Below are 25,020 nucleotides of genomic sequence, written 5' to 3'. Positions count from 1 at the left end.
ATGACGACACCCACGCTCACGGGCGCCGAGACGCCCCTCTCCGGGCATGTCGAGCCGAAGAACGACGAGGTCATCGCCGTCTTCCGCAACGGGAGACTGGAAGGTATCCGGGCGCCGGGCGAGCGCGCTCGCGCCCTGTGGATGCGCTACAAGCCCGGCACGCTGACCTACGCACGCATCCTCCGCAGCGACATCAGCTTCGAGAAGGCGGTCGAGGACGTCGCTGTCCAGGACGGCTGGATCCTGCCGCGCGTCGAGGTGCAGACGCTCGTCGCGCTCAACCCGGCAGGTGGCTACGCGGCCCTCCGCTACCGCCTGCAGGACCGCGGGCTCACCTTCATGACTGCGCTCGAGGCCGAGCTGACCGCCGAGATGGACGCCTTCGTCCGCCGGCTGTTCGCCCCGCGCACCCACTCCGAGGTGCTCGCCGACCCCACCCCCGCGGGCTTCGGCGCTCGTGAGCACCTGCTGTACGACCTCTTCGTCGTCGACAGCGTCTACGTGAAGCGAGCGGACGCCGATCCCCAGTACGCCCAGCTGCGCACCGCCGTCCAGGGCCGGAAGGTCGACGTCGAGGAGACCGCCCGGGCCCGGGCGATGGCGGAGGCCCGCGGGCTCTCGTTGCACGACTGGGAGAACCCGGACCTGGTGCGCCTGGACCGCCAGCAGCAGCACGAGCTGGCCATGGCTGCGCAGAGCAACGAGGCGGCGATGGCCCGGCTCCGGGTCGAGGCCGAGCGCGACCTCGCCCGCGTGGAGGTGGAGCAGCGCGGTGCGATCGGGGTGGAGACGGTCCGCAACATCGGCCCGGTCACCCGTGCCGCCAAGTCCGGTGGCGTTCCCGAGCTGGGCGGGCTGCTGCGAGGTCTGGACAGCGGACCGGAGCCGGTGGTCGTGACGCCGACCGCCGACGGCGGGGTGCCCGCCCCGATCGACGACCTGAACCGCGATCCGCAGCTCATGACCCGGTGGAAGCGCGCCGGCGGCACCAGCCGTGCGGTCGAGGGGCTCGTCCGCGTGGAGGACGACGGAGCCGCGCTGGTGCTGCTCGCCCTGGACCACGAGGCGGCGGCCGGGCTCGACATCGGCGTCCTGACCGCTGAAGCGTTCCCGGGTGAGGACGTCGTGGTCCTGCCCGACTCCGGCTCGCTGCTCGAGTGGGTCGACGTCCTGGTCCGCGCGCGGGCAGCCTGGGTCGACGACCTGCAGCCGGTCCTCGCCCTCGAGCAGCGTGACGACAGCCTTCGCATCCTCGTCGGCAGCCGGAACGGTCGCGCCGGCAAGGTGGTCAAGGCGATCCTCGAGCCGAGCACCCTCATCGTCGCCGGGCTGTGCGCGCTGCTCCCCTACGAGGAGATCACCTGCAGCACGGCGCTGGCGTGAGCAGCGCACCACCTCCGGTGCTGCGCGTCGCCAACCGGCACGTGTTCGGCCTGGAGCTGCCATGGCTGCCGGCCGTGCGCAGCGGCGAGTCCCGCGCCGAGCTCGTGGAGGCCTTCGGTCGGCAGATCGCGATGCTCCGGGCCCTCGCCGAGAGCGGGCAGCACTCCCCCGGAGCGCTCCAGCTGCGCATCGTCGTCGACGAGCAGGAGACGTTCGGCCGGTCGTCGCGCGTGCTGCGGGTCCTGCTGCTCGGCGCGGCGAACCGGTCGGACGACGCCCTGGCGCTGCGCGCCCGGTTGAGGGCCACGCTGCCCCCGGAGTTCGTGGTGGAGGACGTCGACGTCGACGTCCTCGCCAGGCTCGTCGATGCTCCCGACGAGGTGCCGTGGGCGGTCGACCAGCTCGCGGAGATCCGACGAGCCATCGAGTCCAGCGACCCGGAGACCGACGCCGGCGGCCCCCGCCCGCTGGCACCGGTGCTGCTGCGCTGGAACTGGACGCAGGTGAACCTGATCGCCTCGCTCGGCGCCCTGCACCGGTTGCCCCGCGGTGCTCAGCTGATCGTCCACCTCGAGCCACGGGCGGTCAGCGTCGACGCACTCGGCTGGCTCCGGGAGGAGATCGGCCACCTGGTGGCCACCTACAACGACGAGCAGCGCACCAACCCGCTGCTCGAGGCGGTCATCGTCGGCTACCGACGGTGGCTCCGCGACCTCCCGCGAGCCTGCCTTCACGTGCGGGTCCTGCTCGTCTGCCCCGGCAGCCCCGTCCCCGTCGGGACGCCCGAGGTGGTCGGTGCCGACCTCACGCGTTCGTGGGAGTCGGGCGGGCCGGTGGGGACCTTCGACGTGCTCCGCCCGGCGACCGCAGCCGAGCTGGAGAGCGCCCTGGCACTGGTGCAGCTGCTCCAGAGCCACCCGGTCCGCCCACCGGAGATCCCCGAGCTCGCCGAGCTCCTGCACCTCTTCGACCCCCACGAGGCCAGCGCCGCCTTCCGACTGCCGCTGCCCGGCCCGGAAGGGTTGCCGGGGTTGCGCTCGGAGCCGGCCAGCACCCTTCCCCGGGGGCTGGCCTCGGCCCTGGCGGCCGACCGCGACGCGGTCGTCCTGGGCGAGGGTCCCTCCGGGGACACCGTCACGTTGGCCGACGACGAGATCAACCGGCACGTCCTCGTGGCCGGCCTGCCGGGTTACGGCAAGACGACGACGGTCCACTCGATCCTGCGGCAGCTCTGGCGCGGCCCGCGCGGACGACCGGTGCCCTTCCTCGTGCTCGACCCGGCCAAGACCGACTACCAGGCCCTCGCCGAGGAACTGGGGCCCGACTGCCACCTGGTCGTCCTGGGCAGCGACCAGGTGGCCTTCAACCCGCTGAGCTGCCCGGCCGGCGTCCCCAGGACGGTCTTCGCCACTCGTATCGCGGCCGCGTTCGACGCCGCGTACGACCTCAGCGCCGGCTTCCCCGCCGCCGGCACGGTGCTCACCCGCGCGGTGCACCGGGTGCTGTCCGAGGACCACCCGTCCCTGCCGCGCCTCTACGCCACCGTGCGCGACCTGGTGCGGCACTCCGAGTACTCCGACCGCACCAAGGGCGAGATCGAGGCGGCGCTGGTCAACCGGCTGGAGCTGCTCACCGACGGCAGCCTGGGCGCAGCCCTCATGGGCGGCCCCGACGCAGCGGTCGACTGGGCCGCCGTCCTGGCCCGACCCACCATCGTGCTCGCCCGCGAGTTCGCGGGACCCCGGGAGCGGGCGCTGCTCATGAGCCTGGTCCTGGCCGGGCTGGTCTCCTACCGCGAGTACCACCCCTCGGACGGGGGCCTGGACCACGTGACCGTCGTCGAGGAGGCCCACCGCGTGCTGGCCGCGGGTCCCGGCGGGGGCTACGTCAACGACGGAGCGCAGGTGTTCGTCGACGCCATGGCCGAGCTCCGCGGCGCCGGGGAGGGCTTCATGGTGGTGGAGCAGGCGCCGTCGCGGCTCGTGCCCGAGGTGCGCAAGCTCGTCGGCACCGTCATCGCCCACCGGACGGTGGACGCCGAGGAGCGGTCGGTCCTGGCCGCGTCCCTCACCCTGCCCGGGAGCGAGCAGGACCTCGCTCGCCTCCGCGCCGGCGAGGCCGTCGTCCTGGCCGCCGACATGCTGGCGCCGTCCGTCGTCGCGGTCGACCGGGGTCAGCGGCTGACGCCCACCGGCCCACCGGTGGTCTCGCGGAGCCTCGCGTCCTCCGCCACGTCGCTGCGGCTGTGGTGCGAGGAGTGCCCGGTCGTGTGCACCGGCTACCGCGGCGCGGCCCGGGTGCAGGCCGCCCGCGCCGCCGATCCGGAGCTCTCCTGGTTGGACGCGCGGAGGGCCGTCACCCAGGGCCTCGACCTGGCCGAGGGCTACTGCGCCCGCGCCTTCGCCGAGGCGCAGGGAGCGGCCACGGCGCAGGACTGGCGTGCCCGCCGACGGCGCACCGTCGATGCCTACCACCGCAGCAACCGGACGACGACAGGGACGACATCGTGACCGACGCAGCACTGACCGCCGGCCAGACGCGGATCACCGCCCGGGTCATCCCCGACGACCCGGTCGCGCCCAAGCGGGAGCGGTCGGGACGCCCGCTGTCGACGCACCCCGGCGGCGCCGTGCTGCTGTGGGCGGCCGGCATCGTCAGCGGCCTGGGGGTCCTGCCGCTCGTCCTCGAGCGCTTCGAGTTCGAGCTCGCCCGCTCGGCGACCTCGGTGGCCCGCACCATCGCACCCGCCTGGCCTGCGGGCGGCGACCCGCTGCTCTGGCCGACGGGAGTGGCGACCGCGGCCTGGCTGCTCGCCGTCGCCGTCGTCGGGCTCGCGGTCGCAGGTGTGAAGCTGCCCGACGCCGTCGTGCTGGTCCTCGGCGTGGTGCTCGCCGGGTGCGCCTCCTTCGTCGTCTGGTCGACCATCGACGTCGTCAACGACATGTCGTGGTGGCTGGTGCCGGCCTGCCTTCTCGGCGTACTCGCGTTCCTGGCGTCGGCCCGCGCCGCGACGCGCTGGCGCGCGACGGGGTCCGGTCGGTCCCGCGGCGGCGCCGTCGGGCGGACGCTGCAGGCGTGGGCGGGGGTCGCCGTCGTGCTCGTGGCCGGCACGGCGATCGTCACGCAGATCGAGGAGCAGGCGGCCGCCAGCGCGGGCGGCGCCCGGTCCGCGACCCTGGCCGAGCTGCACGACTCGAGCCTGGCGGGCGTGCGGGAGCTGCAGGGCTGGTGGGTGCCGCAGATCGCCTCGGCGAAGATCACGGACCCCGCGGCCGACGGCCTCTACGCCGCCCGGCACCAGGAGCTGGCCGACGACTACCCCGTCGTGCTCGCCCGCGGCGGCGACTTCCCGAGCGCGTCCCTCGGGTCCGAGGACTGGATGACGCTGGTGAGGCAGCCCTTCTGGACCGAGACCGACGCGCAGGGGTGGTGCGACGAGAACGGGCTGGGTCCCGGCGACTGCCTCCCGCGCTATCTCTCCGCCGGCTGACGAGGAGCCCGGGATGAGCACGCTGGGTGAGAAGGCTGCCGGTTGGATCGGTACCGCCGCCGTCGCCGTCGGGACCATGTCGCCAGGACCCGAACTGACCGCCACGGACGTCTACACCGACAAGACGATGGACGCCGCGACGACACAGGCGTGCGATGTCGATGCGCCTGCCCCGAGCTACTACGACGACAAGCCGGTCGAGGGCATCGAGCGGGCGATCGGTCAGATGGGCCAGGCACTCGGCGAGAGCCTCCAGACCCGGGAGCAGATGACCGGCGACCTGGACGGCGTCCCGGGTGCGGAGGCCGCCGACCACGACGACCCGCCGGCGGGATCGACCCTTGCTGCCGACGAGGCGACCGACCCCTTCTGCGACGAGGCCGTCGATGCCGACTCCGCCGAGGACGCCACCCACGTCGCCGCCGAGGCGGACGCCTTCTCCGACGACGCGGTCGACGCGAACACGGGTGAGGAGGCCGCGGATGCCACCGAGGGAGATGCTTTCTCCGACGAGGCCGTCGACGCGGACCTCGGAGACGACGCGGGAGCGGAGGCCGGTGATGCCGACGCCGGTGACGCCGACGGCGGGGACGGGGACGGGGACGGCGGCTCCTGATCGATGGGCCGGGCGACGCCCCACCGGTGACCTTGGACCGTGGGGCACGACCCGCGGGGCGAGCAGCATGGCGCGTGCGGCGACGCCGCAGGGGCGCCGCGCGAGTCCCGGAAGGAGGGCGTCATGTACGCCCGGACCACCACCATCACGGCCGACCCGACGCGCATGGACGACGGCATCGCCGACGTCCGCGACAACGTGATGCCCGCTGTCGGCGAGATGCCCGGCTACACCGGCCTGTCGATGCTCTGCGACCGCGAGAGCGGCCGCTGCATCGTGACGACCGGCTGGGAGACCGAGGAGGCGATGGTCGCCACGCGCGACCGGGTGAGGGCGCTGCGGGAACGGGCCACCGAGCAGTTCGGCGGCGGCGTCCCCCAGGTGGAGGAGTGGGAGATCGCCGTCATGCACCGGCTGCAGCACGCGACCGACGAGTCCTGCGCCCGCGTCCTGTGGAGCCGGATCGACCCGGCCCGGACCGAGGAGACCCTGGACGCCTTCCGCAGCCAGATCGTCCCCGCGATGGACGACATCCCGGGCTTCTGCAGCATGAGCCTGCTCATCGACCGGACGACCGGCCTCGGCTCGCTCACCACCGTCTACGCCGACCGGGCCGCCATGGACGCGACCCGCGACCGCATCGCGGAGATGCGCGACGGCTTCAGCTCGCAGATGCACGTGACCATCACCGAGGAGGCCGAGTTCGACGTCGTCCTGCACCAGCTGCGGGTACCCGAGCTCGTCTGAGCCGGGGGCACCCGGGCGTGCTCAGACGCCGAGGTGGGCCAGCGCCTGCAGCAGCAGCGTGCTCTGGCCGTTCATGAGCTCGGCGAGCACGCCCGGGTCCCGCGCCTCGTCGGGCGAGAACCAGGTGAGCTCGAGGGCGTCCTGCTGCGGCGCGCAGTCGCCCTCGACGGGCACGACGTAGGCCAGCGACACCGCGTGCTGCCGCGGGTCGTGGAACGGCGTCACCCCCGGCGTCGGGAAGTACTCGGCCACGGTGAACGGCTGCGGCGCCGGCGGGACCCGCGGCAGCGCGAGCGGGCCGAGGTCCTTCTCCACGTGCCGGAGCAGCGCCGTCCGGACCCGCTCGTGGTACAGCACGCGGCCCGACACCAGCGCCCGCTTGATCTGCCCGTCCTCGCCCGCGCGGAGCAGCAGGCCGACGGCGACCACGACGCCCTGGGCGTCCACGCGCACCGGCACGACGTCGACGTAGAGGATCGGCAGCCGCTCGCGGGCGAGGTCCATGTCCTCCCGGGAGAGCCAGCCCGCGTCGGAGTTCGTCACCTCAGTCATGTGCCCTGTCTAGCCGACGACGCGCCGCCGCACCCGATGCGGTCGGCCGCGCGTCGCCCGTCCGTGGTCAGTCGCCGGTGTAGGCGGCGACGCCGAAGGTCTGCTCGCCGTCCTCGTCCTCGTGCACGAGCACCGTGTACGCCGCCCCACCGACGATGGCCGAGCAGGTGCCCTCGTCGCACTGGACGCTCTCGACGTCCTGCCCCTGCTCCTCGACGAAGGCCCGCACGGCGGCCTCGGTGTCCTCGTCGGCCTCGGCCATCGACTCGCGGTAGAAGAACAGCGTCACCAGCGCGGCCGCGGCGGCGATGACCGCCACCGAGACGGCGATGACCAACGTCGCGTTGCGGTCGAACCAGCCCGGCTCGGGCTCCTCGCCGGGGGCCTCAGCGCTGCCGAGGTAGGGCGCGCCCGGCTCGGCGGGCACCGTCGCGACGGCGGTGGCGGTCGGCTGGTCGTCGTCGGTGCTCATGGCGCTGGCCTCACGTCGGGGATGCAGAAGCCACACACTGTGTCACGGGACGACGACGTTCCGCCGCATCGCGCGCCGACTCCCGGCGAACCAACAGGTCTGGTCAGACGGTCTCGACCTCGCGGCCGTCGGGACGGCGACGGATCGTCCGCACCGTGCGCGAGGCGGCGGTGCGGGCCAGGCCGAGGATCGGGCCGGTGTCCCACGGACGGCGTCCGGGCTCGTCGGACTCGGTGCGCGGCGTCGGCACCTCGACGTCCGCGGCCGCCCGCTGGGCCACCGCTGCCGCCAGCCGGGCGCGGCGGCGGGCCAGCACCTGCTCCTTCTGCCGGTCCACCCGCTCCTTCTCGGCCATGACGAGCAGCTCCTGCTGCGCCTGCTCGACCTCCAGCCGCGCCGACTGCTGCAGCTGCTCGACCTCGAGGTCGCCGTCGTCGCGCAGGTCGGTGAGCCGGTCGTAGGTGCTGCGCGGGCCGACGTTGAGCAGCATCTTCATCAGCACCGGCAGCAGCTCGACGCAGATGAACAGCAGCGCGAGCATGTAGTGGGCGACGGCCATGGTCGCGTTGGACTCGCTCAGCGCCGAGAGCGCCTGCAGCCGGATGAGGATGCCGGTGTTGTCGGAGTTGGTCGCGTCGAAGGACGCCTGCAGCGCGGTCTGCTGCTCGGTGAGCCGGGCGAGCTCGGCCCGGTCGGTCTCCAGGTCGGCGGCCGCCTGCTGCATGCTGCGCTGCGCCCCGGCGGACACCGCGGCGACCGCGGCGTCCAGGTCGCTCTTCGCCGCGTCGACGACGCCGGCCTGCGCGTCGGCTGCCCGCCGCGCCTGGGCGTAGGCCTCCCCCGTGCCGGCGTCGCCGGTGCCGCAGGTGCCGTCGAGCTCGCACTGCGCCCGCGCGGAGAGCTCGCGCTGGCTGGTCAGCGCCGCGTCGTAGGCGGCCTGCGCCGCGGCGACCTCCGCTTGCAGCGGGGCCAGGTCGGCGGCCGACGCTCCCCCGCTGGCGACGACGGCCTGCCCGGTCACGACGTCCTGCCGCAGCTCGGGCAGCCCGGCGAACCGCGCGTCGGCGTCGAGGCTCTGCTTGTAGGCGTCGGAGGCCTCGGCCTGCAGCGCGACGACCTGGGTGTCGATCTCCTTGTGGAAGATCTGCAGCGTCAGCGGCGTGGAGATCACGATGCCGAGCACCAGCGCCAGCCCGACGCGCGGCACGGCCATGAGCAGGTTGCGCTTGCGCGAGGCGTCGTGCGCCATGCCGACCAGCAGCATCCGGTCGAGGTTGACGATCACGAAGCCCCAGCCGACGCCGAGGACCAGGGCGAAGGGCCACCACACACCGAGGGCCATGTGCACGGCGAAGGCCGCGGAGAGCACGGCGAGACCACCGGTCGAGAGCAGCACGCCGCCGAGCGCCACGAACTTCGCCCGCGCGCCGGGGACCGCCTCGAGCACGTCGGGCCGGGCGCCGGACAGCACCGCCAGTCCGTCGCCGATCCGTCCACGTCGTCGCGCCATCTCAGCCCCTGCCCCCTCGGCGGCGGGATCGAGGAGCTCCGCCACCGGGTGAGCTATCGGCGGGCCGGGGCGCCGAACGGACCGATCCGGCCGGTCGGGAGCGTGAGCCACGTCCCAGCCGCCCCACGCGCGCCGCGTCGGAGAGGATGCTGACGAGGACCGGAGGGGGATCCGTGGCCGCACCGCTGCACCTGCCCAGCGCCGGGCCGGCGCCGATCCCGGGCGGCGACGCGCTCGCCGCCGTCCTCGGGTACGCGCGGGCCCGGCGGCCGCTGTACTACCGCGCACCGAACGCCCGCACCGGGCGGTGGGCCGAGGTGCCCGCCTTCGGCCACGACCGGTTCGACCGGCGGCCGGTGCCCGACGCGCCGCTCGGCGAGCCGGACATCCTCACCGCCGAGGGCCTGCACGGCCGGCTCGACCGCGACGCCTGGACGGCGCTGGCCGCGGCGCTCCCCGCCGTGCAGGTGCTCGCCGACGACGTCGTCGCGCGGGCCGCGGGCCGGGCGCTCTGGGAGCTGCCCGAGGACGAGTTCTCCGTGCTGGCCGAGCCGGGCACCGTCGGGGCGCTGCTGCGCGCGATCGGCGAGCTGTGCACCGAGCGCGGGGTGAGCCGGGCGCACGTCGCGGCGGCGCTGCACCACCGGCACCCCGCGCTGTTCCCGGTGCTGCACGACTCGACGCGGTGGCCGCTGCTCCCGCACGTCCGCGAGGGCGACAGCGGGGAGGCAGCGGTGGTCCACCGCGAGCTGCTGGGCTCCGCCGACGCGTTCGCCGAGCTCGAGGACGCCGTCCACGCCGAGGGGCTCGCGCTCACGCGGCTGCGGCTGCACGACGTCCTGCTGTGGTTGTCTGCCACCCTCCGCTTCGCGCACGCGGTGGCGGCCGGCTCGGCGGCGCGCGCGGTGTCCGCCTCCCGGTCGGGGTGAGCGTCGGAGCTGCCGCTCAGCGCGGCTGCCAGCGCGGGTCGCGGCCGGTGGCGCCCAGCAGCCGGTCGAGCAGCGGGGCGTCGGAGGGCACCGGCACGACGGGCCCGTAGAGCCCGGCCCTCTCCGCGGGGTCGTCGCCGACGGACCCGGCGAACCCCAGGGACCGGCGCACCGAGTCGTCGTCGGGGCGGTAGTCCTGCCCCGTGGCGACGGCGAGGTCCCAGCCGTGCACGACCAGCTCGTCGAGCGCCACGACCGCCATCACGTCGGCCGGCATCACCACTCCCCCGGCCTCGGTCGTGCCGTCCCATGCGGCCGGATCGCGCCAGGCGGCGACCAGCTGGTCGAGCTGCGCGGGCAGCCGGGTGCGCCAGTCGGCGGGCAGCGCGGCCGGGTCCGCTGTCGCCGTCCCCCCGGGCAGCTTCCCGGCGGCCCTCGTGAACGCCGACGTCAGCCCGACCAGGTGGTCCAGCAGCCCGGCCACCGAGGTCTCCTCGCAGGGCGTTGGGTCACCCAGCGCGGCTTCGGGGATGCCCGCCACCACCCGGCGGACGGCGTCGGCCGCGGGAGCGAGGTCGAAGGTCGTCGTCTCCATGCCGGTACGACCCGGCGGGCGCCGCCGACTCATCGCTCACCCCGGAGTTGATCATCGTCTCCGCGTCCGGGACACGGCCTGGCACGCCGCGCACCCGAGCACGCAGGCGATGATCAACGGTGCGGTGGTCGAGCCGACCCCGGTTGCCGCCCGACGTCGGCGGCGGCAACGTGCTCCGCGTGAGCGACCCCTTCGACCTGCAGCGCTTCGTCGACGCCCAGCGCGGCAGCTACGAGACCGCGCTCGCCGAGCTGCGCGCCGGGAGCAAGCGCAGCCACTGGATGTGGTTCGTGTTCCCGCAGGTCGCGGGGCTCGGCCGCAGCGCCACGGCCCAGCACTTCGCGATCAGCGGCCTCGACGAGGCGCGCGCCTACCTCGCGCACCCGGTGCTCGGCCCGCGGCTGGTCGAGTGCGCGCAGGCGCTGGTCGAGCTGGGCGGCACCGACGCCGTCGCCGTCCTCGGGCCGGTCGACGCGCAGAAGCTGCGCTCGTCGATGACCCTCTTCGCGCACGCCGACCCCGACCAGCCGGTGTTCCGCGCCGTCCTCGACCGGTTCTTCGACGGCACCGAGGACGATGCGACGACCAGCCGGCTCTAGCGCGCCCGCGGGACGGGGGTCCAGCCCTCGGTGCCGCGCAGCTCCGTCTTGAGCACCTTGCCGCCGGCGTTGCGGGGCAGGCCGTCGGAGATGACCCGCACGAACTGCGGCACCTTGTAGTCGGCCAGCCGCTCCCGGGCGAAGGCGATCAGCGAGGGCACCAGGTCCTGCGCACCCTCCCGCGGCAGGACGACGGCGCCCACCTTCTCCCCCATCACCGGGTCGGCGACGCCCACGACGGCGACCTCGAGCACGTCCGGGTGCTCGGCCAGCACGTTCTCCACCTCGACGGAGTACACGTTCTCGCCGCCGCGGTTGATCATGTCCTTGGCGCGGTCGACGATCCGCACCATGCCGTCGGTGATCGTGGCGACGTCGCCGGTGTGCAGCCAGCCGTCGACGAAGGTCTCGGCCGTCCGCGCCGGGTCGCCCCAGTACCCGGCGACGACGTTCGGCCCGCGCACCAGCAGCTCCCCGATCCCGGACACCGGGTCGGGCCGGTCCAGCCGCACGTCGACCACCGGCGTCGGGAAGCCGACCGACTCGGCGTGGTCGAGCGCGTACTCGTGCGGCAGGAACGTCGCCAGCGCCGAGGTCTCGGACAGCCCGAAGCCGTTCCCCACCCGCGCCTGCGGGAAGGCGGCGGCCAGCCGGCGCACCAGCTCCGGCGCCATGGGTGCGCCGCCGTAGCTGCACGTGCGCACCGAGGAGACGTCGGTCGTCGCGAAGGAGGGGTGCCGCAGCGCCAGCTCGTAGATGGTGGGCACGCTGGTGATCAGCGTGATCCGGTGCTCCTCGATGGCCCGCAGGAAGGCCGCCGCCTCGAACTGCGGCATCACCACCGACACCCCGCCCAGCGAGCACTGCGTCATGAACTGCGAGCAGCAGCCGGTGACGTGGAACAGCGGCACCGAGATCAGCGAGGTGTGCTCCGGTCCGCGGTCCATCGACCGGCAGCGGATGACGCTCTCCACCGACGACAGGAAGTTCTCGTGGGTGACCATGGCGCCCTTGGGCCGGCCGGTCGTGCCGGAGGTGTAGAAGAGCGCGGCGACGTCGGTGTGCGCCCGGGCCGGCACCTCCCCGGGCTCGCCGTCGGGCAGCGCCTCCCCGGGCAGGACGACGTAGGCCGCGGCGCAGTCGCCGAGGATGTACTCGACCTCGGGCTCGGCCAGCCGGGTGTTCATCGGGACGACGACGGCGCCGGCGAGGTGCCCGCCCCAGAACGCCAGCACCCAGTCCAGCGAGTTGCCCACGCGGATCGCGACCCGGTCGCCCGGGCGGACGCCGGCGTCGCGCAGCCCGCCGGCGACCCGCGAGGCCCGGTCCCACAGCTCGCGGTAGGTGGCCGACGGGCCGTCGAGCTCGACGACGGCGGGGCGCTCCCCGTGCCGCTCGACGGTGCTCCGCAGCATGTCGACGACGGTGCCGCTGACGCCGGCGTAGCGGCGGATGCCGTCCGCCCCGACCTCGACGCCGCTGGTGTCGAACGGGCTGTCGACCACGAGCTCCCCCACTTCCGGCGCCCGCGCGGCGCACGCTCGGGGCATTCTGCGCTAGCTTCCGGCCGATGAGCGCGGCCAGCCCCGGTCCCGGCGGATTCGCCGAGCTGCTGCGCGGGTTCCGCGAGCGGCGCGCGCTCACCCAGGAGGAGCTGGCCGCCCGCGCCGGCCTGACCGGCAAGGCGATCGGGGCGCTGGAGCGCGGCGAGCGACGGCGTCCCTACCCGCACACCGTCCGCGCGCTCGCCGACGCCCTGGGCCTGGGCGAGGACGAGCGCGTGGCGCTGACCGACGCCGCCCGGCCACCGGCGGCACCGGACGCCGACTCCGCACCACCGCAGCTGCCGGCGCGCACGACACCGCTGCTCGGCCGGGACGCCGAGCGCGCGGAGCTCCTCGAGCTGCTGCGCGGGGGCGGCACCCGGCTGGTCACGCTCACCGGCCCCGGCGGCGTCGGCAAGACCAGCCTCGCGCTGGAGGTGGCCCGGGAACTCGCGCCCGAGTTCCCCGACGGTGCCGCGGTGGCCGCGCTGGCCCCGCTCCGGGACGCCTCGCTCGTGCTGCCCGCCGTCGCCCACGCCGTCGGCGCGCAGTCCCTCACCCCTCCGCTGCTGGAGGCGCTGGCCGGCTACCTCGGGTCCCGCCGTCGGCTGCTCGTCCTGGACAACGCCGAGCACGTGCTCGACTGCGCCGGCGACGTCGCGGAGCTGCTCGCCCGCTGCCCCGGGCTGGTCGTGCTGGCCACCAGCCGGGCGGCGCTGCGGATCCGCGCCGAGCGCGAGCGACCGCTGCCGCCCCTGGCCCCGCCGGCCGGTTCCGCGCCGGCCGCGGTCCTGGCCTCCCCCGCCGCCCAGGTCTTCCTCGACCGCGCCGCCGCCGCGGGCCGCCCGATCGCGGTCGACGGCGCCACGGCCGCCGACGTCGCGGCGATCTGCCGGCGGCTCGACGGGCTCCCGCTGGCCCTCGAGCTCGCCGCCGCCCACGCCCGCTACCTCTCCCCCGCAGTGCTGCTCGACCGGCTGGACGCCGCGCTCGGCTCGCCGCTGGCCCGCGACCTCCCGGCCCGGCAGCGGACCGTGCGGGCCACCCTCGACTGGAGCCACGACCTGCTGACCGCCGCCGAGCAGCGGCTGCTCCGCCGGCTGTCGGTCCTCGCCGGCGGGTTCTCCCTCGACGCGGCGCAGCACGTCAGCGGCGACGGCGACGTCCTCCCCGTCCTGGCCGGGCTGGTCGAGCAGTCGCTCGTGCTCCCCGACGACGGCGCCGCGCGGTACCGGGTGCTCGAGCCGGTCCGCCAGTACGCGGCAGCCCGGCTGGACGAGGCGGGCGAGACCGACCCCGTCGCCGACCGGGCCGCCGCGTTCTTCGCCGCCCGAGCAGCCGAGGCCCGCACCGGGCTGCGGACGGCCGGGCAGGCGCGCTGGCTCGACGCGCTGTCCCGGGACCACGACAACCTCGGCGCCGCGCTGCGCCGGCTCGTCGACCGCGGCGACCCCGGGGCGGCCGCGGAGCTGCTCGCCGACACCTGGCTCTACTGGGCGCTGCGCGGCCACACCGTCGAGGGCCTGGGCTGGGTGCGCACCATCGCCGCGGCCGGCGGGACCGGCGCCGCGCTGCACCTGACCGCAGCGGCCCTCGGCCTGGCCACCGGCGACCTGCCCGGCACGGCGCGGGCCGCGGGCACCGCGGTCGAGCAGGCGCGGGCCGCCGGGGACGACGACCTGCGGGCCGAGGCGCTGCTGTTCGCGGCCATGGCCGCGGTCTTCACCGGCGACCTCGACACCGCGGCGGACCGGCTGGCCGAGGTCGACGCGCTGCCCCCGCGACCGGGCCGGGAGTGGGTCGGCGCGCACACCGCGATGACGCGGGGCCAGCTCGCGTTCGTCTCCGGCGACCTGGCCGGCGGCGCGGCCGAGCTGGCCGGGGCCGAGCGGATCGCCCGGGACCTGGCCAGCCCGTTCACGCTGGCCACCGTGCTCAACGTGCAGGCGAGCGTCGCCCTCGCCGCCGAGGACGACGGGACGGCCCTGGACCGCTGGGCCGAGGCGGGCGCGCTCGCCGCGGAGGTCGGCACCAGCTGGACGCTGGCCTACACGCTGCCCGGCCTCGCCGTCCTCGCCGCCCGGCGGGGACAGCCCGAGCTCGCCGCCGAGCTGTTCGCCGCGGGGTCGACGACCGCCGAGGCCGACGCCGTGGCGGTCACCTTCCCGCCGGACCTGGCCGTGGCCGGGCACTGGCTGGCCGCCGTCCGCGCGGAGCTGGGCGAGGAGGCGTTCGCCGCCGCCTGGGGGCGCGGGCGGGGGCTGCGCCCCTCCGACGTCCTCCGGCTGGCGCGGGCGCTCAGCGGAGCTCCCGCACCCGGCTGACGTACCGCCGGTACTGCCGGGCGAGCACGGTGCGCAGCATGAAGCGGACCGGCGGCGGCACGGTGCTCAGGATGTGCACCATCTCCTCCGGCGTCGCCTCCTCGGCCACGGCGCCGAACAGGATGGGCATCTCCCGGAACTTCGTCCTCGACACCCCGTGCTCGCCGAGGGCGTCCCACTCGGCCTGGGTGATGTGCCGGGCGGCGAGCGGGAGGATCTCGCGCTCCTCGTCGTCGAGGTGCTCGACCAGGGCTGTCCGCAGGGCGTCGAGGGACGACGCCACCTCCTCACCGACGGCCGGGCGGGCCTCGGCCTCCCAGCGGTCCAGCGCCGGGGCCAGCGCCTCGAGGGCCTCGTGCACCCGCTCGTGCTGGGCCTCCATGCGGTGCACCAGCTCGGCATCGGGGGTGCAGCGCTCGAGCAGCTTGGGCCAGAGCAGCTCGTCCTCGGCCGTGTGGTGGCCGTGCAGGCCGGTGAGCACCAGCCGGGCGTGGGCGGCCAGGACCTCGGCGCGTGCGGTGTCGCCGGGCCGGACCCGGCGGACGAGCTCCGGGATCAGCCGCAGCTCGCGGCGGAAGACGCGGTGGACGACGACCATGTCGTGGACGTCGGTGGGGGTGGCGTTCGTGGTGGTGGTCATGCCGTCGAGCCTGCTGAGCCACCACGGCACGGGACACCCACAGGACCGCCACACCGCCCCCACGCTCCTCGCGCGCACCGCGAGGGTGTGATCGGGACGAGGACCGGGCAGGGTGGCGGGGTGAGCGACGAGAGCAGGAGCGGGTCGGGCTACGTCGAGGCCGACTACAAGCGCGACGACAAGTACATCTCCGACCGGATCACCGCCGACGGCCGGGACGGCTGGCCGGTCGAGGCGGGCCGGTACCGGCTGATCGCCGCCCGCGCCTGCCCGTGGGCCAACCGAACGATCATCGTGCGCCGGCTGCTGGGCCTGGAGTCCGCCATCTCGATGGGGCTGTGCGGGCCGACGCACGACGCCCGCAGCTGGACCTTCGACCTCGACCCCGGCGGCCGCGACCCGGTGCTGGGCTACGAGCGGCTGCAGGAGGCCTACTTCGCCCGCGACCCGGAGTACCCGAAGGGCATCACGGTGCCGGCGGTCGTCGACGTCCCCACCAAGGCCGTCGTCACCAACGACTTCCCGCAGATCACGCTCGACTTCTCCACCGAGTGGACCGCCTTCCACCGCGACGGCGCCCCCGACCTGTACCCCGAGCGCCTGCGCGACGAGATGGCCGAGGTGATGCAGCGCATCTACACCGAGGTCAACAACGGCGTGTACCGCTGCGGCTTCTCCGGCTCCCAGCGCGCCTACGACAAGTCCTACGAGCGGCTGTTCGGCGCGCTGGACTGGCTGGAGGAGCGGCTGACCGACCGCCGCTACCTGATGGGCGACACCATCACCGAGGCCGACGTCCGGCTGTTCACCACGCTTGCCCGGTTCGACGCCGTCTACCACGGCCACTTCAAGTGCAACCGGCAGAAGCTGACCGAGTTCCGCGCGCTGTGGGCCTACGCGCGCGACCTCTTCCAGACCCCCGGCTTCGGCGACACCACGGACTTCCCGCAGATCAAGGAGCACTACTACGTCGTCCACGCCGACATCAACCCGACGCAGATCATCCCGGCCGGCCCGGACACCTCGGTCTGGCTGACCCCGCACGGCCGGGAGGAGCTGGGCGGCTCGCCGTTCGGCGACGGGACCCCGCCCGGGCCGACGCCGGAGGCCGAGCAGGTGCCCGCGGACCACGGCCCCGGGGGCATCCCGCACCGCTGACCGCGGTCAGCCGCGACGGCGACCGAACGCCCGCTGCACCCGGCTCCACCGGTTCGGGGTGCGCTCGGCGTCGAGCAGCTCCGTGGCGGCCAGCGCGCGGTCGACGACGTGCTGCTCCGGCGGCTCGAAGGGCACCAGCGTCCGGCCCGTCGGCGTCCGCAGGCTGTCCACCGCCCGGACCAGCGAGCCGCCGTGCTCCCGCACCGCGGCGGCCACGACGGCCGGTTCCACCCCGAGGTGCTCACCCAGCAGCCGGTCGCGCATGCCCGTGACGACCGCGGTGAGCTCGGCCCGGCGGGCGTCGTCGCCGCCCACCTCGATCGTCAGGTCGCACTCGCTGTCCAGACCCATCGACCGGTTGTTGAGGTTCGCGCTGCCGATCCGGAGCAGCCGGTCGTCCAGCACCATCACCTTGGCGTGCACGTACACCGGTTCCCCGCCCTCGGTCACCGGCACGAGCATGCGGAAGCGGTCGTGCAGGTCGGCCTCGCGGACGACGGCGAGCAGCCGGGCGCGTGCGGTGCCCATCGCCTTCTCCTCCAGCCAGCCGTCGGCCGACTCCGGGTTGACGACGACGAACTCGGGGCCGTCCTCCTCCCGGAGCCGCTCGGCGATCGCCTCGGCGATCCGGCGGTTGGCGAAGTACTGGCTCTCGATGTAGACGGTCGTGCGGGCCGCCGCGACGGCGGCCAGCCACAGCAGCTCGATCTCGTGCACCAGCTCCGTCCCACCGTGCTCGGGACGGGTGCGCGAGACGGCGACGTCGACGTCGGTCAGCAGCGGCTCCACCCCGTCCGGCCAGCAGGGTTGCCGGCCCTCCACGGGCTCCAGGCGCCGGCCGGTACCGCTCTCCCAGCGTTCGCGGGCCAGGTCACCGAGTGCACGCGCCGCCGGACCGGTCACGATGGACGTGACGTCGTGCCACGGTCCGGTCGGCCGCCGGGAGTGCGGCCGGTGCCGCAGCGGGTGCCGGTCGCGGTGCTCGGAGGTGTCCCACCGGTCGGCGGTCACGTCGATGCCACCGGCGAAGGCGACGCAGTCGTCGATCACCACGATCTTCTGGTGGTGGGCCGCGCCGAGCGGGTGGTGGTGGTCCCCGAAGAACTGGAGCCGGTCGGGCAGCCGCCGCTTCAGCAGCGCGGCCGGCAGCACACCGCGTCGCAGGGACTCCACCGCCCCCAGCCCCCACTGCAGGACGCCGATCTCCAGCTGGGGGTTGGCCTCCACCGCTGCCGTGAGCACCCGTCCGAGGCGGTCGTCCCTCGCCCGCCCCGGGCTGCGGGGGTCCAGCCGGATGCGGGGCTCGAAGTCCCAGCCGATGAACAGCACCCGCCGCTCGGCGCGGAGCACCGCCTGCTTGAGGACCGCGAAGTAGTCGGCGGCGTCGACGAACACCGCGAACCGGTCCGCACGCTCGATGCGCCAGCACGTCTCGCCGGGCACCAGCACCGCGTCCCCGGCGTCCGGTCCCCGCGCCTCCCCCGGCGCGCTCCCGCCCGGTCCGCTCGCCGTCACCGCGGGGAGTCTGCCCCACCCGGAGGCCCGATCCGGGCCACCCGGCCACGATCGTGGCGATCTGCCACTCGGTAGGGTCGGTGGGCGGCCGCATCGACACCGGCCCCCACGTCCGGCCGGTAGGTCACCGGTCCCCCGACGTACCGATCCCCGAGGACCCGAGCGGGTCCTCAGCACCCCGAGGAGCCTGCTCGTGCGGCCCGCCTTCTTCACCCTGACCGCCGACCGCTTCGTCCCGAGCGAGGACGCCCGGAGCTGGTGGACACCCGGCATGCTCAGCGGCCCCCTCCTCGGCGGCCTGCTGGCCCGGGCCCTGGACGTCGACTACGGCGCCCCGGAGTTCCAGTTCAGCCGGCTGACCGTCGACCTGTTCCGCAACGCGCCGTTCGAGCCGATCGAGGTCACCACCGAGGTCGTGCGGGAGGGCCGACGCATCCGGGTGACCGAGGCGAGGGTGCTCACCAGCATCGGCGTCGTCGCCCGGGCCAGCGGCGTCCAGCTGCGCCGCGGCGAGCAGCCGCCCAGCCCCGTGCCCACCCGCACCCCGGCCTGGGACGCACCGAGCCCGGCGGGGCTCACCGACCCGTACAACGACGTCGTCCCCGACGGCGACCACTCGCGCCGGGGCATGTGGATCCGGGCGGACCGGCCCCTGGTGGCCGGCGAGGAGCTCTCCCCGTTCGTCCGCGTCGCGCTCGCCGCCGACGAGGGCAGCCCGGTGGCGCACCGGGGTGAGACCGAGCTCGAGTTCATCAACGCCGACTACACGCTCACCCTCAGCCGCGACCCCGTCGGGGAGTTCATCGGGCTGCAGGCCGGCGGCCACGTCAGCCAGGACGGCATCGCCGTCGGGCACGCCACCGTGCACGACGAGAAGGGCCCGATCGGCTTCAGCATGACCACCGCCGTCGCGAACGTCCGGACCGTCTGATGCGGCCGGCCTACTTCACGCTCACCGACGAGGGCTTCGCGCCGCACGAGAGCGCCCGCAGCTGGTGGGTGCCCGGGATGATCCACGGGCGGCTGCTGGGCGGGCTGATGGCCCGCGAGCTGGAGACGGCGCACGGCGACCCGGACCTCCAGTTCGCCCGGTTCACCGTCGACCTGTTCCGCAACGCGCCGTTCGAGCCGGTCGGGGTCGGCAGCGTCGTCGTGCGGGAGGGGCGGCGGATCCGGGTGACCGAGGCGACGGTGAGCACGAGCGTCGGCGTCGTCGCCCGGGCCAGCGCGGTGCAGCTGCGCCGCGGCGTGCAGCCGCCCGGCCCGGTCCCGACCCGCACCCCCGCCTGGGACGCCCCCGACCCGGCGACGATGCGCCGCTCGGTCACCGAGTTCGGCGAGGACCCCTCCCGGCGCCGGATGTGGGTGACCGAGAAGAGCCCGCTGGTCGACGGCGAGACCCTCTCCCCGTTCGTGCGCGTGGCGCTCGCCGCCGACATGGCCAGCCCGCTGGCCCACCGCGGCGAGCGCGACATCGAGTTCATCAACGCCGACTACACGCTCACCCTCAGCCGCGACCCGGTCGGCCGCTCCATCGGGCTGGAGTCCGGCGGGCACACCAGCGACGACGGCGTGGCGGTGGGGCACTGCACCGTGCACGACCAGCAGGGCCCGATCGGCTTCAGCATGGCCGTGGCCGTCGCGAACGTCCGGGCCGTCTGACGCCGGACCCGCTCGACTACCGCGGGGCTGCGACCTGCGTCACAGTGAGCGCGGTGGCGGGTGCCTGCCGGGCCTCCCGCCGGTGTCCGAGGGGGAACGCGCCATGTACGCACGCTCGACCAGCTTCCACGGTGATCCGCACCGGATCGACGACGCCGTCCGCTACGTCCGCGACCGGGCGATGCCGGCGCTCATGGGCATGGACGGCTTCGTCGGCATCTCGATGCTCGCCGACCGGACCTCGGGCCGGTGCATCATCACCAGCTCCTTCGAGGACCTCGCCGCCCTGCGCCGCAGCGCCTCGGAGATGCGCGGCATCCGCGCCCGGATCGCCGACGTGCTGCAGAGCCCGCAGTCGCTGGAGGAGTGGCAGATCGCGCTGCTGCACCGGGAGCGCAGCGCCCCGGAGGGCGCCCGCACCCGGGTGACCTGGTGCCGCACCGCGCCCGAGCGGCTCGACCCGACGCTGGAGGCCTACGCCGAGACCGTCGTGCCGCGGCTGTCCGACCAGCCCGGCTTCTGCAGCGTGAGCGTCCTGGCCGACCCGGTCGAGGGGCGCAGCGCCACCGCCGTCACCTTCGCCGACGACGCCGAGCTCGAGCAGGCGTTCGCCCACCTCGGGCCGCACCTGCAGGAGTTGGGCCGCCGGTACGCGGGCGAGGTCACCGACGAGGCGACGTTCGACCTCGTCCTCGCCCACCTGCGGGTGCCGGAGACCGTCTGAGGGTCAGACCGCCCGGGTGAGGGCGGGCCACAGCCCGTCCGGCCCGTCGGCCAGCAGCCCCTCGGCCAGCACCCGCGACCAGGCCAGCTCGCTGCCGGCCTCGTCCCGCCACGACCACAGCCGCTTGGTCAGGTGGTGCAGCTTGTGCTCCTGGGTGAACCCGATGGCGCCGTGCACCTGGTGGGCCAACCGCGCGACCACCTCGACCGCCGCCCCGGCGCGCACCTTCGCCGCCGCGGCGGCGAGGGGGGACGTCGCGTCGCCGTGGCCCAGCGCCTGGACGGCGGCGTCGGTCAGCGCGGTCACGGCGGTCACCTCGCCGGCCATCTCGGCCAGCTCCATCTGGATCGCCTGGAACTTCGCCAGCGAGCGGCCGAACTGCTGCCGCTCCCCGGCGTACTGCACCGTCCAGGCCAGCACCTGCTCCAGTGCCGCGGCCAGCTGCACCGCTCGGGCCAGCGCGTAGCCGGCCCGCAGCTCGCGCACCTGCGCCTCCGTCAGCGGCGCGCCCGTGGCCCGGACACCGTCGAGGGTCAGCGACCCGCGCGGCTCGCCGGCCAGGTTCACCGCACTCGACGCGGTCAGCCCCGCGGTCGGCACCAGGGCGAGCACCGCGCCGTCGGGGCCGCCGACCAGCAGCGCCACGTGCGCGGCGACCCCGGCCCAGGCGACGTCCGCGGCGGTGCCGGACAGCGTCCAGCCGTCGCCGTCCGGCGTCGCGACGACGTCCTCGGCGAGGCCGACGGTCAGCGGCTCGTCCACCGGTGGCAGCGCCAGGCCGGCGGCGACCACGGCGGGCCCGGCCACCAGCAGCTGCTCGGCGGCCGGGACGGCGCCGGCACCCGCGGCCAGGGTGCGCACGACCGCCACCGCGTCGGCCAGCTCGCCGCCCGAGCCCCCGGCGGACTCGGGCAGGCCGACGCCGGTCAGCCCGGTCTCGGCCAGCGAGTTCCAGAGGCCCTCGTCCCACCGGCGCTCCGGCGTCGGGTCGAACGGCTCGTGCCGGGTCAGCAGCCCGCGGACGGTCTCGACCACCAGGTCCTGATCGCTCATCGCAGTCCCAGCCCTCGTGCCACGATCCCGCGCAGGATCTCGTTGGTGCCGCCGCGCAGCGTGAAGCCGGGCTGGTGCAGCTGCGCCTCGGCCAGCGCCCGGGCGAGCGGGTCGGGCGAGTCCAGCGACGGCGTCACGTCGACCACCTTCCGGATCTCGTCGATGACGTCGGCCTCGAACGTCGTCCCGACGTCCTTGACCAGCGCCGCGGGGATGTTGGGCAGCTCGCCCCGGTCGAGGGCCGCCGCGATCCGCAGCGACATCTGGCGCAGCGCCAGCACCCGCGCCGAGAGCCGCCCCAGCGCCGCCAACCCGGCGGGGTCACCGGACTCGGCGACCCGGCGGCCGAACTCGGCCACCAGCGGGTAGGTCGACAGGAAGCGCTCGGGGCCGGACCGCTCGAAGGCCAGCTCTGCGGTCACCTGGTGCCAGCCGTCGCCCTCGGTGCCCAGCAGCATGTCGCCGGGGACGACGACGTCCTCGAAGACGACCTCGTTGAAGTGGTGCCCGCCGTCGAGGATGCGGATCGGGTTGATGGTGATGCCCGGCAGCGACAGGTCGACGAGCAGCTGCGACATGCCCGCATGCCGGTTCGCCGTGTCCACCGGGGCGGTGCGCACCAGCACGATGCCGTAGTGCGAGACGTGCGCGTTCGACGTCCACACCTTCGCGCCGTTGACCACCCAGTCGCCGGCCTCGTTGCGGACGGCCCTCGTCCGGATCGAGGCGAGGTCGGAGCCGGAGTCCGGCTCGCTCATCCCGATGACGAAGTAGCACTCGCCGCGGGCGATGCGCGGCAGGATGTCGCGCCGCTGCTCCTCGGTGCCGTAGCGCAGCAGGTTGGGGCCGGACTGCCGGTCGGCGATCCAGTGCGCGGCCACCGGCGCGCCGGCGGCCAGCAGCTCCTCGGTGACGGCGTAGCGCTCCATCGCGGTGCGCTCGTGGCCGCCGTACTCCTTGGGCCAGGTCATGCCCAGCCAGCCGCGCTCACCCAGCTTGCGGGAGAACTCGGGGTCGACGCCGGAGAGCCAGGTGTCGACGTGCGTGCTGAACGAGCCCGCGGCCAGCTCCTCGGCGAGGAACGCGCGGACCTCCCCCCGCACCCGCTCGGCCGCCTCGGACCGCGGCGCGGGCGCCAGTGCCAACGGGTTGCTCATGCGACTCCCAGCTCGAGGTGCTGCCCACGGGGTGCGGCGCTGCGTCTGCACCGGTTGTACAGGGCGCCCCGCCCGTGCGCCCGCGGCAGGGTCAGTCGCGGGTGAGCACCAGCAGCGCGATGTCGTCGGCGCGGTGCGCACCGGTGAGCTCGGCCAGCAGGTGGTCGCACAGCGCCTGCGGGTCGGTGACGCCGGCGGACGACGCGGCGGCGAGCAGGCGGGCGAAGCCATCGTCGATGTCGGCGACGTGGCTCTCCACCAGGCCGTCGGTGAACAGGACCAGGCTCGCTCCGGGGGGCAGCACGCCGATCCACTCGTCGGCGACCGACGGCTGCGCGCCCAGCATCCGGCTCGGCGGCACCGGCAGGAACGACGCGCGCCCGTCGGCCAGCAGCAGCGGCGGCGGGTGACCGGCCGAGGCGATCCGCAGCCGGCCCGACGAGGGGTCCAGCGAGGCGAACAGCGCCGTGGCCATGCGCCGCAGGCCCAGCAGCGGCCAGCCCGCCTGCAGCCGCTCGATGATGGCGCCCGGCGAGGGCCCGTCGGCCAGCAGGGCGCGGTAGACGCTGCGGAGCTGCCCCATGGTCGCCGCGGCGGTGATGTCGTGGCCCACCACGTCGCCGACGGCCAGCCCGATGTCGCCGCCGGGCAGCCGGAGGACGTCGTAGAAGTCCCCGCCGACGTCGACCCCCCGGGTGGCCGCGAGGTAGCGCACCGCGATGGACAGCCCCTCGAGCGCGGGCGGAGCGGGCGGCAGCAGGTTCTCCTGCAGCGCGTGGGAGGTGCGGACGGCGAGGTCGAACCGCTCCGCCCGCGCCACCACCAGCCCCAGCTGCAGCGCGAGCTGCTCGGCGACCTCGACGTCGGCCACGGTGAACTGCCCGCGCGTGCGGTCGGCCGCGACCGTCAGCACGCCCAGCTGCCGGCCCTCCGCGGTCAGCGGGACGGCGACGACGCCGGCGAGGTCCAGCGCCCGGATCGCCGCCAGGTGCCCCTCGTCGACCGCGACCGAGCGCATGAACGCCTCGTCCACCGTCCGGATCCACTGCGTGCCACCGCTGCGCAGCGCGCGGACGCTCGGGTGCGCCTCGGACCGGCGCGGCAGGTGGTGGGTGCGCAGCTCCTCGACCACGTGCTCGCGCCCCGGGTCGCGGTGCCGCACCGCGGGCCGGACGAGCCCCTCGTCGGTGTCCAGGTCGACGACGCACAGGTCCGCCAGCCGCGTCACGACCAGGCGGGCCAGGCGGTCCACCGTGTCGGGGACGTCGGCGGCCTCGGCGAGCAGCCGCGCCGCCTCCAGCAGGAACGACGCCCGCTCCGCCTGGCGCGCGGTCTCCTCGTGCAACCGTGCCCGCTCGATCGCCTGGCCCGCCTGCCGGCCGATCGTCCACATCAGCCCCACGTCGGCCGGGGTGAGGCTCGCCTCCTCGCCCGGCTCGGCGAGGCTGATCAGGTCGCCGTCGGCGTCGCCCAGGGCCAGCACCAGCACCCCGAGCCGCCGCTCGTCGGCGGTCACCGGGACGACGACCCACTCGGTGAGCCGGACGGCCGCCATGGCCGCGGCGAGCGCCGGCTGCTCCGCGCGCAGCGAGTCGCTGAGCACGATCGACCGCACGCCGCGGGCGAGCTCGACGGCCAGCTGGCTGCCCGCGGCGTCGCGCAGCACCTCCAGCAGCTGCTGCGGCAGCCCGTCGGACCGCACCGGCCGCAGCGCGGGCAGCGCCGACGGGTCGGTCGGATCGGTCTCCAGCAGGATCAGCGCGGCACCGCGCGCCTGGAGCGTCTCCCGGCCCCGCTCGACGATCACCGAGGCGACCTCCTCCACCGAGAGCGCGGCGGCCAGGTCGGACACCACGCGCTGCACGGTCAGCGAGCGGCGCTCGGACTCCTCGGCGGTGCGCTGGGCGGTCAGCAGCTCGCGCTCGTAGCGCCGTCGCGCGGTCGCCTCGAAGACGGTGGCCCGCACCAGCAGGGGCGCACCGTCGTCGTCCCGGATCTCGACGGCGTTCACCAGGCAGGCCAGCGGCGTCCCGTCGGCCCGTTCCAGGTCCAGCGCGATCTCGCGCACGGCGCCCTGCATGCGCAGCAGCGGGATCAGGTGGGTCTCGTAGTAGACCCGCCCGCCGGTGCTGAGCAGGTCCTGGAAGAGGACGCCGAGGACGTCGGCGGCCGGGACGCCGATCCAGTCGGCGAAGGTCCGGTTCACCTTGACGATGCGGCCACCGGGCAGCGCCGACAGGTACCCCATCGGCGCGTTCTCGTACAGGTCGGCGGGGTCCTCCTCGAGCAGCCGGCCCAGCCGGCCCAGGTCGTCCGGGCCGGACCCGCCGGCGTCCTGGAGCCTGGTCAC

At 75.1% G+C, this 25,020-nt stretch carries 22 protein-coding genes; 12 read left to right on the top strand and 10 right to left on the bottom strand.

The window, feature by feature from the left end; translation table 11 throughout:
* From ACI79H_RS11735 to ACI79H_RS11715, 5 genes are all read left to right on the top strand, one after another.
* Nucleotides 1-1,383 carry a hypothetical protein gene (locus ACI79H_RS11735; RefSeq protein ID WP_456554568.1) on the top strand — a complete coding sequence of 461 codons (1,383 nt, stop codon included), beginning with the start codon at nucleotides 1-3 and terminating at the stop codon, nucleotides 1,381-1,383.
* Nucleotides 1,380-3,893: a hypothetical protein gene (locus ACI79H_RS11730; RefSeq protein ID WP_456554567.1), complete on the top strand. Its 2,514-nt coding sequence runs from the start codon at nucleotides 1,380-1,382 to the stop codon at nucleotides 3,891-3,893. The genes ACI79H_RS11735 and ACI79H_RS11730 overlap by 4 nt, the downstream gene beginning before the upstream one ends.
* Nucleotides 3,890-4,873, top strand: coding sequence for a hypothetical protein (locus ACI79H_RS11725; protein WP_456554566.1), 984 nt, complete (start codon nucleotides 3,890-3,892; stop codon nucleotides 4,871-4,873). Before ACI79H_RS11730 ends, ACI79H_RS11725 begins: the two co-directional genes overlap by 4 nt.
* Nucleotides 4,874-4,886: 13 nt before the next feature.
* Nucleotides 4,887-5,489 carry a hypothetical protein gene (locus ACI79H_RS11720; RefSeq protein WP_456554565.1) on the top strand — a complete coding sequence of 201 codons (603 nt, stop codon included), beginning with the start codon at nucleotides 4,887-4,889 and terminating at the stop codon, nucleotides 5,487-5,489.
* A 123-nt stretch (nucleotides 5,490-5,612) separates the two neighbouring features.
* Nucleotides 5,613-6,236, top strand: coding sequence for a hypothetical protein (locus tag ACI79H_RS11715; RefSeq protein ID WP_456554564.1), 624 nt, complete (start codon nucleotides 5,613-5,615; stop codon nucleotides 6,234-6,236).
* Nucleotides 6,237-6,257: 21 nt separating this feature from the next.
* Here the strand turns inward: ACI79H_RS11715 and ACI79H_RS11710 are convergent, their stop codons facing one another.
* The 3 genes from ACI79H_RS11710 to ACI79H_RS11700 form a co-directional block, all read right to left on the bottom strand.
* The gene (locus tag ACI79H_RS11710; protein ID WP_456554563.1) at nucleotides 6,258-6,788 is read right to left on the bottom strand and encodes an NUDIX hydrolase family protein; all 531 of its coding nucleotides are present in this window, start codon (nucleotides 6,786-6,788) and stop codon (nucleotides 6,258-6,260) included.
* Nucleotides 6,789-6,855: 67 nt separating this feature from the next.
* On the bottom strand, nucleotides 6,856-7,260 hold the full coding sequence (locus ACI79H_RS11705; RefSeq protein WP_456554562.1) for a hypothetical protein: 405 nt from the start codon (nucleotides 7,258-7,260) through the stop codon (nucleotides 6,856-6,858).
* 103 nt (nucleotides 7,261-7,363) lie between these two features.
* Nucleotides 7,364-8,770 (bottom strand): DUF4407 domain-containing protein, encoded by a 1,407-nt coding sequence (locus tag ACI79H_RS11700; protein WP_456554561.1) that lies wholly within the window; start codon nucleotides 8,768-8,770, stop codon nucleotides 7,364-7,366.
* Nucleotides 8,771-8,943: 173 nt separating this feature from the next.
* Between ACI79H_RS11700 and ACI79H_RS11695 the strand changes: the two genes are divergently transcribed.
* Nucleotides 8,944-9,699 carry a hypothetical protein gene (locus ACI79H_RS11695; RefSeq protein WP_456554560.1) on the top strand — a complete coding sequence of 252 codons (756 nt, stop codon included), beginning with the start codon at nucleotides 8,944-8,946 and terminating at the stop codon, nucleotides 9,697-9,699.
* Nucleotides 9,700-9,715: 16 nt separating this feature from the next.
* Here ACI79H_RS11695 and ACI79H_RS11690 read toward each other — a convergent pair whose 3' ends face one another.
* Entirely contained in the window at nucleotides 9,716-10,294 is a 579-nt protein-coding gene (locus ACI79H_RS11690) for a TIGR03086 family metal-binding protein (protein WP_456554559.1), read from the bottom strand.
* Nucleotides 10,295-10,473: 179 nt separating this feature from the next.
* On the opposite strand from ACI79H_RS11690, the gene ACI79H_RS11685 reads away from it, so the two are divergent.
* Complete coding sequence (locus ACI79H_RS11685; RefSeq protein WP_456554558.1) at nucleotides 10,474-10,893, top strand: DUF1810 domain-containing protein; 420 nt, start codon at nucleotides 10,474-10,476, stop codon at nucleotides 10,891-10,893.
* On the opposite strand, the gene ACI79H_RS11680 is transcribed toward ACI79H_RS11685, so the two are convergent.
* Nucleotides 10,890-12,398 carry a class I adenylate-forming enzyme family protein gene (locus ACI79H_RS11680; protein WP_456554557.1) on the bottom strand — a complete coding sequence of 503 codons (1,509 nt, stop codon included), beginning with the start codon at nucleotides 12,396-12,398 and terminating at the stop codon, nucleotides 10,890-10,892. The two genes, ACI79H_RS11685 and ACI79H_RS11680, sit on opposite strands and share 4 nt — an antisense overlap.
* Before the next feature lie 65 nt (nucleotides 12,399-12,463).
* Between ACI79H_RS11680 and ACI79H_RS11675 the strand changes: the two genes are divergently transcribed.
* Nucleotides 12,464-14,761 (top strand): ATP-binding protein, encoded by a 2,298-nt coding sequence (locus tag ACI79H_RS11675; protein ID WP_456554556.1) that lies wholly within the window; start codon nucleotides 12,464-12,466, stop codon nucleotides 14,759-14,761.
* Here the strand turns inward: ACI79H_RS11675 and ACI79H_RS11670 are convergent.
* Complete coding sequence (locus ACI79H_RS11670; protein WP_456554555.1) at nucleotides 14,736-15,401, bottom strand: hemerythrin domain-containing protein; 666 nt, start codon at nucleotides 15,399-15,401, stop codon at nucleotides 14,736-14,738. The genes ACI79H_RS11675 and ACI79H_RS11670 overlap by 26 nt on opposite strands.
* A gap of 120 nt (nucleotides 15,402-15,521) precedes the next feature.
* Between ACI79H_RS11670 and ACI79H_RS11665 the strand changes: the two genes are divergently transcribed.
* Entirely contained in the window at nucleotides 15,522-16,559 is a 1,038-nt protein-coding gene (locus ACI79H_RS11665) for a glutathione S-transferase family protein (RefSeq protein ID WP_456554554.1), read from the top strand.
* 6 nt (nucleotides 16,560-16,565) lie between these two features.
* Here the strand turns inward: ACI79H_RS11665 and ACI79H_RS11660 are convergent, their stop codons facing one another.
* Nucleotides 16,566-18,074: a phospholipase D-like domain-containing protein gene (locus ACI79H_RS11660; RefSeq protein WP_456554553.1), complete on the bottom strand. Its 1,509-nt coding sequence runs from the start codon at nucleotides 18,072-18,074 to the stop codon at nucleotides 16,566-16,568.
* A 193-nt stretch (nucleotides 18,075-18,267) separates the two neighbouring features.
* On the opposite strand from ACI79H_RS11660, the gene ACI79H_RS11655 reads away from it, so the two are divergent.
* The 3 genes from ACI79H_RS11655 (at nucleotide 18,268) to ACI79H_RS11645 (ending at nucleotide 20,460) form a co-directional block, all read left to right on the top strand.
* Nucleotides 18,268-19,005 (top strand): acyl-CoA thioesterase domain-containing protein, encoded by a 738-nt coding sequence (locus ACI79H_RS11655; protein ID WP_456554552.1) that lies wholly within the window; start codon nucleotides 18,268-18,270, stop codon nucleotides 19,003-19,005.
* A complete protein-coding gene (locus ACI79H_RS11650) occupies nucleotides 19,005-19,736 on the top strand; it encodes an acyl-CoA thioesterase domain-containing protein (RefSeq protein ID WP_456554551.1) in 732 nt (243 codons plus the stop codon). Before ACI79H_RS11655 ends, ACI79H_RS11650 begins: the two co-directional genes overlap by 1 nt.
* Nucleotides 19,737-19,839: 103 nt before the next feature.
* Complete coding sequence (locus tag ACI79H_RS11645) at nucleotides 19,840-20,460, top strand: hypothetical protein (RefSeq protein WP_456554550.1); 621 nt, start codon at nucleotides 19,840-19,842, stop codon at nucleotides 20,458-20,460.
* A gap of 3 nt (nucleotides 20,461-20,463) precedes the next feature.
* Here ACI79H_RS11645 and ACI79H_RS11640 read toward each other — a convergent pair whose 3' ends face one another.
* The 3 genes from ACI79H_RS11640 to ACI79H_RS11630 form a co-directional block, all read right to left on the bottom strand.
* Nucleotides 20,464-21,513: an acyl-CoA dehydrogenase family protein gene (locus ACI79H_RS11640; protein ID WP_456554549.1), complete on the bottom strand. Its 1,050-nt coding sequence runs from the start codon at nucleotides 21,511-21,513 to the stop codon at nucleotides 20,464-20,466.
* Nucleotides 21,510-22,670 (bottom strand): acyl-CoA dehydrogenase family protein, encoded by a 1,161-nt coding sequence (locus ACI79H_RS11635; protein WP_456554548.1) that lies wholly within the window; start codon nucleotides 22,668-22,670, stop codon nucleotides 21,510-21,512. The genes ACI79H_RS11640 and ACI79H_RS11635 overlap by 4 nt, the downstream gene beginning before the upstream one ends.
* A 91-nt stretch (nucleotides 22,671-22,761) precedes the next feature.
* Nucleotides 22,762-25,020, bottom strand: a complete 2,259-nt coding sequence (locus ACI79H_RS11630; protein ID WP_456554547.1) for a SpoIIE family protein phosphatase — start codon at nucleotides 25,018-25,020, stop codon at nucleotides 22,762-22,764.

It is taken from the genome of Blastococcus sp. SYSU D01042 (assembly GCF_054050515.1).
Note: the sequence above shows the minus strand (reverse complement) of the source record. Positions and strands in the feature narration are given on the sequence as shown.

Coding starts and splice junctions, on each gene's coding strand:
- ACI79H_RS11690 (WP_456554559.1), bottom strand. CDS start 10,294: ATGGAGACGACGACCTTCGACCTCGCTCCCGCGGCCGACGCCGTCCGC.
- ACI79H_RS11650 (WP_456554551.1), top strand. CDS start 19,005: ATGCGGCCGGCCTACTTCACGCTCACCGACGAGGGCTTCGCGCCGCAC.
- ACI79H_RS11700 (WP_456554561.1), bottom strand. CDS start 8,770: ATGGCGCGACGACGTGGACGGATCGGCGACGGACTGGCGGTGCTGTCC.
- ACI79H_RS11645 (WP_456554550.1), top strand. CDS start 19,840: ATGTACGCACGCTCGACCAGCTTCCACGGTGATCCGCACCGGATCGAC.
- ACI79H_RS11640 (WP_456554549.1), bottom strand. CDS start 21,513: ATGAGCGATCAGGACCTGGTGGTCGAGACCGTCCGCGGGCTGCTGACC.
- ACI79H_RS11715 (WP_456554564.1), top strand. CDS start 5,613: ATGTACGCCCGGACCACCACCATCACGGCCGACCCGACGCGCATGGAC.
- ACI79H_RS11705 (WP_456554562.1), bottom strand. CDS start 7,260: ATGAGCACCGACGACGACCAGCCGACCGCCACCGCCGTCGCGACGGTG.
- ACI79H_RS11720 (WP_456554565.1), top strand. CDS start 4,887: ATGAGCACGCTGGGTGAGAAGGCTGCCGGTTGGATCGGTACCGCCGCC.
- ACI79H_RS11635 (WP_456554548.1), bottom strand. CDS start 22,670: ATGAGCAACCCGTTGGCACTGGCGCCCGCGCCGCGGTCCGAGGCGGCC.
- ACI79H_RS11675 (WP_456554556.1), top strand. CDS start 12,464: ATGAGCGCGGCCAGCCCCGGTCCCGGCGGATTCGCCGAGCTGCTGCGC.
- ACI79H_RS11670 (WP_456554555.1), bottom strand. CDS start 15,401: ATGACCACCACCACGAACGCCACCCCCACCGACGTCCACGACATGGTC.
- ACI79H_RS11735 (WP_456554568.1), top strand. CDS start 1: ATGACGACACCCACGCTCACGGGCGCCGAGACGCCCCTCTCCGGGCAT.
- ACI79H_RS11710 (WP_456554563.1), bottom strand. CDS start 6,788: ATGACTGAGGTGACGAACTCCGACGCGGGCTGGCTCTCCCGGGAGGAC.